The following is a 12,378-nucleotide window of genomic DNA, read 5'->3' as shown; positions in this document are numbered from 1 at the left end:
TGTAAGCTACTGGGTTTCTATATGAACAGTATACTCTTAAATGAAGACTGTTAACTAGAATAGTTTGAAATATCTAAAAATTTCAACATAAATAAGAGGCAAATAATTAAATAAGTCTTTTTATAGGTCTTAACATCATATACGGGAGAGTGAGTGGGTTGAAGTATGGTTTCTCTGAACGCGTAAAATTTTTAAAATCATCTGCTGTAAGGGATATATTGAAGGTAATTAATGAAGGCAATATTATTTCATTTGCTGGCGGATTACCAGAGGAAAGTCTTTTTCCTGTAAAGGGAGTAGATGAAGCATTTCATAAAGCAATAACAACCAGTAGTAAGACATTACAATATGGAGAAACAGAAGGTGTACCTGCGTTAAAAAATGCTTTAGCTGAGCAGATGCGAAAAAAAGGTATCGATAGGGATCCGGGAAATATATTGATCACCTCAGGGAGCCAGCAGGCAATCGACTTGTTTTCTAGAGTGATGTTTAATAAAGGGGATATTATTTTAACGGAAAATCCAACTTATCTAGCTGCATTACAGGTTTTTGAGTCATATGAAACAAAGGTTGTAGCAGTAGACTCTGATGAAGAAGGTATGGTCATTTCAGATTTGGAGGATAAAATAACGAAGCTTAAACCGAAATGTATCTATGTTGTTCCAACTTATTCTAATCCCACTGGGAAGGTGTGGTCCTTAGAACGACGAAAAAAATTATTAGCATTAGCAGAAAAATACCATGTGGTTATTTTTGAGGATGATCCCTATGGCGAATTAAAATTTGATACAGATGTGGCACCACCTTCTATTGCCTCCCTTGATCAAAATGAACTGGTTCTATATACAAGTACTTTTTCTAAAACCGTTGTACCTGCTATGAGAATTGGTTGGATTGTTGGTCCACATCAAATTATTCGAATTATGGCGCAAGCCAAACAAGCAACGGATTTACACACAAACTCCATTAGTCAGCATGCATTGGTTCATCTTTTGGAAGATTTTGATTTGGATGCCCATATTCAATTAATCCGAGAGACGTATTATGAACGAATGATTGTGATGAAAGAATTATTGGATTCTGTAAAAATAGAGGGTTTATCGTATATCGAACCAAAGGGCGGGATGTTCTTCTGGGTGACCTTACCAGAATATATAAACACGACTAAGCTTTTAAATGAAGCGGTTAAAGCAGGTGTTGCTTATGTACCAGGAGCACCGTTCTATGTATCTAATCCAGAACAAAACACCATGCGTCTTAACTTTACTAATTCTAAACCAGAACTCATCCAAACAGGGATGGAGAGATTAGTACACATACTTGAATCTACTCAAATGAATGTTTAAAGAAGAACCCAAAGATTTTGGGTTCTTCTTTTTATAGGCCGAAAAGCTTTTTCCACCATGGTTTATTAGCTTTCGTTAATTGTACCGGCTTTGTTTCCTGTAAAAAAATATCCTCTTTATCAATGGCATGGTCGGAAGTGAGAACGAGGCCATAGTCACTGGAAACATTTTTGTTCGAGACGGAGGTATAATGTATTTTTAAAGTTCCAGCTAAGTCACGGTAAGGTTTAAAATAACGAAAGCTCATATTTCCATTCATGAGCATGGTAGCTTTAGGGTAGGTTTTTGCTAGTTGTTGCATTTCTTTTATTCCCTTACCACTGCGCACTTCTGATTTTGTTAAAGCAAGAATAACACGTTCCCTAATTGTACCGAGGAACTTCTTTCTTTCATCTAGTTTAATCGTTTTTGGACCATATACACCTTCTTGAATATAATCCTGAACATCCTTCTTAGGCATCTTTCCACCTCTCATAGATTCATCCTTCTTATAAGGAGATTACTACAATATCTATATGTTCTATATTAGAAAAACTTGCATTCGCTTGTCTTTTAGCGGATTCGTTAGCTTTTCTTATACTTTGTACATTTCAAAACCACTACGACGAGTTTCTCCTTGCTAAGATTTTATATTTTCCTAACGTGTAAAAGTAGTAGAAGATACATTATTTTTAACACTAATTATATAGAAAGAGCAAGAAAAAACTCCTCAAATTTGAGGAGTTTTCGGATAAGAATGTTATATCAACAAAAGAACTGGGGTTGTTCTAGTCAATTATTAATCTTCATCAACTGGATAAACACCGTTTTCATCATGAACCTCTTTACCTGATAATGGTGGATTAAATACACAAACCATACGCATATCGGTTTTTGCTCGTAATAGATGTTCATCATGTTGATCAAGTGCATATAGAGTGTCTTTAGTGATTGGCCATACTTTATTATCACTCAATGTGACAACTTCGCCTTCTCCTTCAATACAATATACTGATTCCAAATGGTTTTGGTACCAAATGTGAGTTTCTGTACCTGCTTTAATAATTGTATCATTAACGGAATAGCCCATTCCATCCTTTTTATTGATTAGACGGCGACTTACCCAAGTACCTCCATCTACATCATGTTCTGTACCTAATACATCTGCTAGTTTTACTACTTTCATAAAAAGTATTCCTCCTGTTAAAATTTCTATATATTTAAGGCTTCATCATAAAAGCCTTTTACACATATTTAATTTGCTACTGGATCTTTTACTAATTGTTTAATGCTTTCTTCAATTATAGCTAACCCTTTTTGTAAGTCCTCTGTTGGAATATTTAGAGGTGGGAATAGCTTAAATACTTCATCATTGGGACCAGCCGTCTCCATAATTAAACCTAAATCAAAGCATTTTGCCGTTACTTTTGCAGCAAGGCCTTCCACTTCTGAAGCAATTCCTACCATGAATCCACGACCACGAACTTCTCCTTTGATCTCTGGATATTTTGAAACAATATCCTCAAGGAAGCTATAAATAACCTCGGATTTTTGATGAATTTCTTTTTCAAAGGATTCATCCTTCCAGTAATCAAGAGCAGCTGTAGCTGTTACAAATGCATGATTATTTCCACGGAATGTTCCATTATGCTCACCAGGCTTCCAAATATCAAGCTCAGGCTTGATTAACGTTACGGCGAGTGGAAGTCCATAACCACTTAATGATTTAGATAGACAAACAATGTCTGGCTTAATTCCAGCAGCTTCAAAGCTAAAGAATGTACCAGTTCGTCCAATTCCTGCTTGAACATCATCAATGATTAATAAAATACCCCAGCGACGGCAAAGGTCCTCTAGATTCTTCAACCATTCAAATCGAGCAGCATTAATTCCGCCTTCACCTTGAACGGTTTCTACAATCATAGCAGCTGGAATCGCAACACCACTACCGTTGTCTTCTAAGAATCGCTCTAAATATACTAGGGTATCGTGATCAACATAGTTATCATAGGCCATCGTTACCGTATTTTGAAGTGGAATACCAGCACCTTTACGTTTCATGGAGTTTCCAGTTACGGATAAAGAACCAATTGTCATACCATGGAAACCACCTGTAAAGCTAATAATATCTGTTCTACCAGTTACTTTACGCGCTAGCTTTAATGCACTCTCCACACTGTTTGTCCCCGTTGGACCTGGAAACATGACTTTATAATCTAATTCACGTGGTTTTAAAATAACGTCTTGAAATTTCTCAAGAAACTCTGCTTTTGCATTAGAGGCCATATCCAAGGAATGAGTAATGCCGTCATTCATAATATAATCTACTAGTTGCTTTTTCATGTGATCATCATTATGGCCATAATTTAAAGCTCCGGCACCTGAAAAGAAATCAATAAATTCTTTGCCATCTTCGTCCCACATTAGATGTTTTTTTGCTTTCGTAAAGACTGTTGGAAAGTTGCGTACATAACTACGTACAACAGATTCATGTTCGTTAATAATATTAATATGTTTACTCATTAATCATTTCCTCCTAATTTATAAATAAGAATGATGATTGAAAAAAATCCTACTGAATATCTGAAAATTCAAAATATTCAGATGATTTAATGCTGAATTGGCCCCACGACGAATCTCCATTCTTCCTCATGTTCATCTCCAGGAAAAATATCTTTCGTAAAGAACTCGTCGGAGTGAATTTCAGTATGAAAATCACGTGCTAGCTTTTGAAATAAGGATTGTGATGCACGATTTGTAGGTGTGATGGTTGCTTCCACAAATTGAATGGATTGACATGCTTCGCTTTCTAATAAAAAATGTAACATTTTGGAAGCAATTCCTTTTCCACGCTGATTGGTGTCTACACCTACTTGCCAAATAAAAACGGTATTTTGCTTTTTAGGGGGGATAAATGCGGTTATAAAACCAATTACTTGGTCATTTTGTTTTGCAATAACACAGGTTTCATTAAAGTATTCACTCATCAAAATATACTTGTAAGATGAGTTTGTATCTAGAGTTGATTTGGTTACTAATTCCCACATCGCTGCTCCATCCTTTTTGGTAGGATGTTCTAAAATAATATCAGCAGCATTACTAGTATGATTAACTATCACAATGAACTCCTTTCTTATTTGGCCAAGTTTCCTTGTTCAAATAGTACATTGTTAATAATAAAGGGAACTGGGCTTTATCGCAAACTGCCTATAAAGTGATTAAACAGTTTTAATCTGCTTGAGTTAGGGTGAGCGCCATTCAATTCGGCGTAGGTTTATAAATCCTTCGATATTGTCACGTATCCTTACAAATGAGCAGAATTTGTTTTTGACACAGTTCTTTTTAGTTATAACCTTTTTATCTAAATACGAAACATAAAATAATGAGAAAATGTTAGCTATAGAAGAATAAGTTTACTACATGAAATGATGTGATCTAATTCATACTATTGAAAGGAGGAATTTTTATGATGACAATTATAGCAGCTTTTATCGTATGGTTTTCGCAAGTCATTGTTCAGAATGAAGTAATCGTGACTTTTGATGGTCAGCAGGTGGCGAGTGCTCAAAAATCTGACTTTACGGTTCCTTTACTGGAAGAACAAATCATTGATACAAGGAATTATACACAATTTATAAAGAGGATTAATGAAAAGATTTATCAGAAGCCTTTGAATGCTACAATTAATGACCAAGGGTCCATTGTACCTGGAAAGGTGGGAATTCAATTACATCAGGAGAAATTTAAAGAACAATTTTATCGCCATTTTTTTGAAAATAGTACTACGCAAATAGAAGCACCAGTCGTAGAGATCCATCCAAAAGTAGACACAGAGCTTTTAGCGAATATAAGAACACATAAAATTGGACAATATGTTACGTATTTTAATCAAAATAAAAAAGCTCGTGCTCACAATATATCTCTTGCTGGAGAAGCAATTAATAACCATGTTGTTTTTCCTGGAGAAACATTTTCTTTCAACGAAGTAGTAGGGAAAAGAACGAAAGAAAAAGGATATCTTCCTGCACCTGAAATTGTGAAAGGTGAGTTAACGGAGGGGATAGGTGGCGGGATTTGTCAAATATCTTCCACTTTATTTAATGCAGTCGACAGGGCAGGAGTAAAAATTTTAGAACGATATTCCCATAGTAAAAGGGTACCCTATGTCCCTCCAGGACGGGATGCAACAGTAAGCTGGTATGGACCTGATTTTACCTTTAAAAATAGTCTGAATCAGCCATTGTTAATTCAATCTAAGACACAAAATGGGCAAGTAATCATTGAAATTTACTCTTCAGATATAGTAGAGAATCGTAATGAATAAAAAGGAGCATTAAATGTCACCATTCAATGCTCTCTTTTTTACGTTATTATTTTTTTAAATGTGCTGGAACTTCTACATTTAATTTTGCTGCGATTCTTTCTGCTAGCTCTGGATCTACTTTATAGAAGTTTTCCAATTGACGTTCAATAATACCTTCGCGTGTTACTCCACTCATGTGATCAGCAAAGTTTTGAACTAAATGTTCGCGTTCTTCATCATTCATTACATCACGGAATAATGCACGTGGTTGAGAATAGTGGTCATCACTATCGTAAGCGACACTATCAGCAAAACCACTTACTTCAAATGGAGTAATATTATTTTCCGGTGTTTCTTTTGGTGTTTCGCTAAAGCTATTAGGCTCATAGTTTGGCGCACTACCACCATTGCCATCAAAACGCATCTGTCCATCACGTTGGTAATTGTTTACCGCAGATTTAGCTCGATTGATCGGTAATGCTTCATGATTTGCTCCAATACGATAACGATGAGCATCAGAATATGCAAATAAACGACCTTGAAGCATTTTATCTGGAGATGCTTCAATGCCAGGTACAAAATGTCCAGGTGAGAAAGCAGCTTGTTCTACTTCTGCAAAGTAGTTTTCAGGGTTTCTGTCTAACACCATGCGTCCTACCTCAATTAATGGATAATCAGCATGTGGCCATACCTTTGTCACATCAAAAGGATCATATCGATAGGTTTTAGCATCTTCAATTGGCATAATTTGTACTTTTAATGTCCAAGAAGGGTAATCCCCTTTGGCAATAGCATTAAATAGATCTGCTGTATGATAGTCAGGGTTTTCTCCAGCGAGTTGGTCGGCAACTTTTGGATCTAGTCCTTTAACACCTTGATCGGAGATAAAGTGATATTTTACCCAAACAGCTTCTCCGTCTTTATTTACCCACTTAAATGTATGGCTTCCATATCCGTTCATATGACGAAGAGTTGCTGGAATACCACGGTCAGAGTGTAAATACGTAATTTGGTGTAGAGATTCTGGAGATAATGACCAGAAATCCCATACTGCGTTCGGATCCTTTAGGTTTGTTTGTGGATTACGTTTTTGCGTATGAATGAAATCTGGGAATTTTATTGCATCACGAATAAAGAAGATGGGCGTATTGTTTCCAACTAAATCGTAATTTCCTTCTTCTGTATAGAATTTCACAGCAAAACCACGAGGGTCACGAACTGTATCTGCTGAACCTAATTCCCCAGCAACAGTGGAGAAACGAATAAACATAGGTGTCTTTTTGCCAACTTCTGATAAGAAATCAGCTTTTGTATATTTTGATACATCATTTGTCACTTCAAAGTAGCCGTGTGCACCTGCACCTTTGGCGTGCACGACACGTTCAGGTACTCTTTCGCGGTTGAAATGTGCAAGTTTTTCGAGTAAATGTACATCTTGGATTAAAGTAGGACCTCTATGTCCCGCTGTAATTGAATTTTGATTGTCGCCAACAGGAGCTCCTGAGGCTGTCGTTAAGTATTTTTTATCTTCACTCATTAAAAAGCACCTCTCCTTTATAAATAATTCATCTTTTATTATAATACAAGTTTTATAAAAATCAATATTTATTTAAAATAATTTTAATTAAAAAAGTAAAAAAAAAGAGAGGCACCTATGTAAAAATAGTTGCGCTCCATGGATTGGGAAACATCCTTAGTAAAAAAACAAAGGCTTCTACCCTAAGGGAGCGGGAAAGAAGCGTTTGTTTCTCTTTTGTTGATTGGGGGTAACAAAAGATATGTGTAAAGGGAATGTTTCGGGCACATGTGAGTGTGCTACGATTTCATTATATCGATAATGAGAATCATTTTCAATAGTTTTGGTGAAAAAATACAAAAAATTTGTGAAATGGACAATTTAAGTTTATAAAAGAAGGATAGAGCTATTTAGGTGAGGTGAAGGAAATGATACTAGACTTAGAGAAAGTCGGATTAAAGAAAAGTGGAAAATGGATTCTTCATGATATTGATTGGACCATTAATCAGGGAGAGCACTGGGTAATACTCGGATTAAATGGTGCGGGAAAAACAGCGCTCTTACATATGCTTTGTGCTTATTATTTTCCGACAATCGGAAAAGTACAAGTAATTGGGAAACAATTTGGACAAGATATATTAGGAGAACAATTACGTCAGCAAATTGGCATTGTTTCATCCAAAATAAAGGATCGGATGTATGGATCAGATAGTGCTTATCAGGTTGTGCTCAGTGGTGGTTTTGCATCGATCGGTCTTTATGAAGAGCCTACGGATGAAATGAGAGCAAAAGCTCAGCAATTATTGAAAGATTTGAAATGTTTTCACTATGCTAATCAAACATTTCAGACCTTATCACAAGGGGAACAACAGCGGGTATTAATTGCTCGAGCACTCATGGGCGATCCGAAGCTCTTAATTCTCGATGAACCAACAAATGGATTAGATTTTATTGCAAGAGAAGCATTGTTAGAATCCATTGAGAATATTGCAGCAAAACATTCTCCTACCATTATATATGTTACCCATCATGTAGAGGAGATTTTACCAGAATTCAATAAAACTCTTCTATTGAAAGAGGGTACTGTCTTTGGGAAAGGAGATAGTCGTGACATGATTACTTCGACAAGGTTATCAGAGTTTTTTGGTATATCTGTGGAAGTTAGCTGGAACGGCCAACGTCCATCCATCCAAAAAAAATAGGAGCCATTCTTTATGTTAAGACAGCTTAATCAACTATTACAACGAATTATGCCTTTCATAGCACCTTCAAGTGTTGTGTTAGGTGTTAGCTTTTCTAGCTTTTTTAGCCATTTTGACGCAATGGTTATTTATATTTTTGCCTTTATGACCTTTGCTGGAAGTTTAAGCTTAAACTTTATTACACTACATCGAGTCTTATCTCATCCACTTTCGATCATTATTGCTCTTATTTTGTTGCATTTTATTATGCCACTATGGGCATGGCTAGTTGGATGGATAGTATTTACAGAGGATGTATTAACGATTACGGGTTTTGTTATTGCGATGATTATTCCAACAGGTATCACTAGTTTTATATGGGTATCCATGAATAAAGGAAATGTTGCTTTAACTTTATCGATTATATTGATCGACACGATTTTATCCCCTTTTATTGTTCCATTGAGTTTATCCTTTGTGGTTGGTCAATCCGTGGAGCTTGAGGTTTGGTCGATGATGAAAGGACTCTTAATTATGATTGTCATTCCATCTATTTTAGCGATGATTTTACATGAATGGACAAAGGGAAAGATTCATGAGGTGTGGAGTCCAAGACTTGCTCCATTCTCCAAATTGGCATTAGCGATCGTTATTATGATTAACAGTGCGGAGGTAGCTCCTTATTTACAAGCAATAGACTGGAAGCTTTTGAAGATTGCACTATGTATGTTTTTCATTGCAGCAACAGGCTATTTACTTGCATGGCTTGTAGCTAAATGGCTAAAGCGGTCAGGTAAGGATGTGATCTCGTTAACATTTAGTGGTGGAATGAGAAATATAAGTGCAGGTGCTGTTATCGCAGTACAATACTTCCCTGGTCCAGTAGCGGTACCAGTAGTTGTTGGTATGTTATTTCAGCAGGTGCTTGCCTCCATTTACAGCAAGCTACTCATACGAAAGTAACATTCGAATTAGTCATCTTTTGGGCAAATCAAAAATAAGATAGTAAAAAAAGGAAAGTAGGTGCCCAATTGATCACTTGGCTCTCTTTTGTATTATTATCACTAGCTTCTTTTAGACTTACACATCTTATTGTCTATGATAAAATCACTGGTTTTATCCGAGCACCATTTTTTGAAAGGGAGGAAAGGCCTTTATCAGATGGTACGGTGGAAGAGATTATCTCTTATAAGGGGACGGGTTTAAGACGATGGATAGGAGAACTATTAAGCTGCCATTGGTGTACAGGGATATGGGTAGCTTGCCTTTTATTTATCGGCTTTCACTTTTTTACTTCATTGTTCATGCCGATTCTAATCATTTTGGCTGTTGCAGCAGTGGCAGCAATCATTGAGGTCATTATTTCCTATTTTATTTAAACACTATTTTCTTTCACCTCTTAAGGAACTCAAGCAACCACATGACTTTCTTCTTCTGGATTTTTTATTCGTATTGACCTTTTTCGTAGACTTTTCATATCCCATAAATCTCTCTCCTTTATGTTTGATTAAAAGGTATACCATGCTTTAAGATATGTAAGTCGCTAATATTAAGTTCGGGAAAGTAGAAAAAATGTGTTCCTGCTGGATTGGGAGATTCTTAGCTCTAGAAGGTATGTTATAATGATGGAAAATGACGAATGATGGGGGATTTACTGTCATGTGGATAATATTAATCATTTGTATCGTAATTGTGATCGGAGTATTATTCCTATCTGTTGCGACATTAAGTAAAGGTTACGCCTACAAGCATACTATTGATCCGTTACCAGAGGAGCAAAAGAAAGAAAGTCAATCCGTACAGGAATAACCGAGGATGTTTTGTCGTGTTAATCAGAGCAATGGAAAGAACTATTTTCAAGATAGAGGAATATATCCTGGTAAAGAGAGCAAGCAGAGGATCTATTGCCAAGATAAAAGCATATATCGTGGTAAAGAGAGAAACATGAGAGCGTTTCGCCAAGATAAAAAAATATCTCTTGGTAATCTAAGCAATTCAATGTACTGTTACCAAGATGAAAATTCTGGCTTTTACCATTATATAGAAAGCATCCATGTATACATTCCTCAAAAATTCACGGCACATTGTAGGATAACTTGATCCATACAATGTGCCGCATTTGTATTTATAGTGATGCTTTATAAATGGCTATTGCATCATCTCTGTTTAATTTTTTGAAATTGCCAAATTCACTTTTTGCGATGACTGTTTTGTCTGCCATTACGTCGATGGAATCGTCTGTTATACCATAATCTCCAAGTGTGGAAGGGGCATCAATGCTGTTCCAAAAGTCTCGAAGCTTGTCGATTCCCTCTAGTCCAATTTCTTTATCAGATTTTCCTTCTGGATCCACGTCAAATACTCTTATCGCTAATTGCTTGAACCGTCCTACATTCTCGTCAATAGCATATTTCATCCAATTAGGGAAAAGAATCGCTAAACCTCCGCCGTGCGGAATATCATGGACGGCAGAAACGGCATGTTCTAGATTATGGGTTGCCCAGTCGCCGTGATATCCCATATTTACCATTCCATTGAGAGCCATTGTTCCATTATAAAGAATGGTTTCTCTATGATCTGTATTTTTAAGATCCTCTAGTAATTTAGGGGCTGTCTCGATCACCGTTTTTAAAATGCCTTCTACCATTCGATCCTGTAGAAGAGTATTTTCTTCATGATGAAAATAATGCTCTAATGCATGGGACATAATGTCTACCATTCCATATATGGTTTGGTCCTTAGGTACCGTTTTTGTGAAATCTGGATCTAAAATAGAAAAAGTAGGGAATGAATAGGGGCTACCCCAACCATGCTTTTCATTCGTTTCCCAATTCGTAATAACAGACCCTGAATTCATTTCAGATCCTGTTGCTGCAAGGGTGAGTACTGTTCCGAAACCTAGTGCTCCATTTGCAGTTTCTTTCTTCGTTACAATATCCCAAATATCTGTTTCAGATTTAGCTCCTACCGCGATGGCTTTCGTACAATCAATTGTACTGCCTCCACCAACAGCGAGAATGAAATCTATCTGTTCTTTTTTACAAATTTCAATACCTTTCCTTGCTGTTGTCACTCGTGGATTCGGTTCAACACCACTAAGTTCGAAAATTTTCTTACCTGCTTTATGTAATATCTGGGTAACCTGATCATATAAGCCATTACGCTTAATGCTTCCTCCACCATATACAAGTAAAATATTTTCTCCATACTTCGTTATTTCATCAGATAGATTAGTGAGCTGCCCTTTACCGAAATAGAGCTTTGTTGGATTGTAAAATGTGAATTTTTGCATGATTTTTCCTCCTATTCACCATAATAGAAACCACATCTTTAAATATCGCAATAATCTTAATTTATGTAAAGAATTTTGTTTTATCCTTAGCCACTAGCTAGTAATGTTTAATATTTGGAGAAAAAGGAATAGTATTGGTAGAATATAAATGTAAGCCATTAATGGTTTTATATACTATCATAAAATTGGTTGATAGTATAAGTAAAACTTAGGCTTTCGCCATTACTTGCACCCAAAGGGCACAAGTCATTCTTTAGCAAGTAAAATACTCTTGCTAAGTAATGCTACGACGATAAGCCAAGTTTTCTAATTAAAAAAAGGAGTGGATAAGTATGAGTAATGTATTATTTACATCAAAAGCAACTGCTAAAGGTGGCCGCGATGGTCATGTAAAGTCAGATGATGGGTTAATTGATTTAAATCTAGTGAATCCAGCAGGTGATAGTAGTGGTACAGGCTCCAATCCTGAACAATTATTTGCTGCAGGATATTCAGCCTGCTATGATGGTGCATTAAACCTAATGGCTTCTAAACAAAAAAAGGACATTGATTCCTCTATTACTGCAGAAGTAAGTCTCCTTAAAGACACTGATGATGGTGGATTTAAAATTGGTGTTGTTTTGAATGTAGAGATTAAAGGTGTATCTCAACAAGAAGCAGAAGAGCTTGCAAAAGCTGCACATGATTTCTGCCCATATTCCAAAGCAACTAGAGGAAACATTGACGTGGAGTTAAAAACAAAAGCAGTTTAAAAAACATAA

At 36.2% G+C, this 12,378-nt stretch carries 13 protein-coding genes; 7 read left to right on the top strand and 6 right to left on the bottom strand.

The window, feature by feature from the left end; all coding sequences use genetic code 11:
- Window positions 1-158 precede the first annotated feature (158 nt).
- A complete protein-coding gene (locus ACZ5R4_RS10035) occupies window positions 159-1,346 on the top strand; it encodes an aminotransferase-like domain-containing protein (protein WP_109984789.1) in 1,188 nt (395 codons plus the stop codon).
- A gap of 31 nt (window positions 1,347-1,377) precedes the next feature.
- Here ACZ5R4_RS10035 and ACZ5R4_RS10030 read toward each other — a convergent pair whose 3' ends face one another.
- The 4 genes from ACZ5R4_RS10030 to ectA all read right to left on the bottom strand — a co-directional run bounded on the left by ACZ5R4_RS10030 (window position 1,378) and on the right by ectA (window position 4,444).
- A complete protein-coding gene (locus ACZ5R4_RS10030) occupies window positions 1,378-1,806 on the bottom strand; it encodes a YueI family protein (RefSeq protein ID WP_054788235.1) in 429 nt (142 codons plus the stop codon).
- A gap of 318 nt (window positions 1,807-2,124) precedes the next feature.
- On the bottom strand, window positions 2,125-2,511 hold the full coding sequence (locus tag ACZ5R4_RS10025; protein WP_054788215.1) for an ectoine synthase: 387 nt from the start codon (window positions 2,509-2,511) through the stop codon (window positions 2,125-2,127).
- A gap of 68 nt (window positions 2,512-2,579) precedes the next feature.
- Complete coding sequence (gene ectB, locus ACZ5R4_RS10020) at window positions 2,580-3,848, bottom strand: diaminobutyrate--2-oxoglutarate transaminase (protein ID WP_054860669.1); 1,269 nt, start codon at window positions 3,846-3,848, stop codon at window positions 2,580-2,582.
- Window positions 3,849-3,934: 86 nt separating this feature from the next.
- Window positions 3,935-4,444 (bottom strand): diaminobutyrate acetyltransferase, encoded by a 510-nt coding sequence (gene ectA, locus ACZ5R4_RS10015; RefSeq protein ID WP_464368431.1) that lies wholly within the window; start codon window positions 4,442-4,444, stop codon window positions 3,935-3,937.
- A 347-nt stretch (window positions 4,445-4,791) separates the two neighbouring features.
- Between ectA and ACZ5R4_RS10010 the strand changes: the two genes are divergently transcribed.
- Window positions 4,792-5,649 (top strand): VanW family protein, encoded by an 858-nt coding sequence (locus tag ACZ5R4_RS10010; protein ID WP_109984790.1) that lies wholly within the window; start codon window positions 4,792-4,794, stop codon window positions 5,647-5,649.
- A gap of 46 nt (window positions 5,650-5,695) precedes the next feature.
- On the opposite strand, the gene ACZ5R4_RS10005 is transcribed toward ACZ5R4_RS10010, so the two are convergent.
- Window positions 5,696-7,165: a catalase gene (locus ACZ5R4_RS10005; protein ID WP_054860668.1), complete on the bottom strand. Its 1,470-nt coding sequence runs from the start codon at window positions 7,163-7,165 to the stop codon at window positions 5,696-5,698.
- A 407-nt stretch (window positions 7,166-7,572) separates the two neighbouring features.
- Between ACZ5R4_RS10005 and ACZ5R4_RS10000 the strand changes: the two genes are divergently transcribed.
- The 4 genes from ACZ5R4_RS10000 (at window position 7,573) to ytzI (ending at window position 10,134) form a co-directional block, all read left to right on the top strand.
- A complete protein-coding gene (locus ACZ5R4_RS10000; RefSeq protein ID WP_109984791.1) occupies window positions 7,573-8,346 on the top strand; it encodes an ABC transporter ATP-binding protein in 774 nt (257 codons plus the stop codon).
- Between the two features lie 12 nt (window positions 8,347-8,358).
- Entirely contained in the window at window positions 8,359-9,288 is a 930-nt protein-coding gene (locus ACZ5R4_RS09995; RefSeq protein ID WP_109984792.1) for a bile acid:sodium symporter family protein, read from the top strand.
- Window positions 9,289-9,356: 68 nt separating this feature from the next.
- Entirely contained in the window at window positions 9,357-9,704 is a 348-nt protein-coding gene (locus ACZ5R4_RS09990; RefSeq protein WP_054860665.1) for a DUF1360 domain-containing protein, read from the top strand.
- Window positions 9,705-9,957: 253 nt separating this feature from the next.
- The gene (ytzI, locus tag ACZ5R4_RS09985) at window positions 9,958-10,134 is read left to right on the top strand and encodes a YtzI protein (RefSeq protein ID WP_464368430.1); all 177 of its coding nucleotides are present in this window, start codon (window positions 9,958-9,960) and stop codon (window positions 10,132-10,134) included.
- Window positions 10,135-10,450: 316 nt separating this feature from the next.
- Here ytzI and ACZ5R4_RS09980 read toward each other — a convergent pair whose 3' ends face one another.
- Window positions 10,451-11,617 (bottom strand): iron-containing alcohol dehydrogenase, encoded by a 1,167-nt coding sequence (locus ACZ5R4_RS09980; RefSeq protein ID WP_464368429.1) that lies wholly within the window; start codon window positions 11,615-11,617, stop codon window positions 10,451-10,453.
- Between the two features lie 332 nt (window positions 11,618-11,949).
- Between ACZ5R4_RS09980 and ACZ5R4_RS09975 the strand changes: the two genes are divergently transcribed.
- A complete protein-coding gene (locus tag ACZ5R4_RS09975; protein ID WP_054860663.1) occupies window positions 11,950-12,369 on the top strand; it encodes an Ohr family peroxiredoxin in 420 nt (139 codons plus the stop codon).
- Window positions 12,370-12,378 lie beyond the last annotated feature (9 nt).

The organism is Gracilibacillus sp. JCM 18860, from assembly GCF_055395245.1.
The sequence above is the reverse complement of the archived record's forward strand: the minus strand, read 5'-3'. Positions and strand labels throughout refer to the sequence as shown.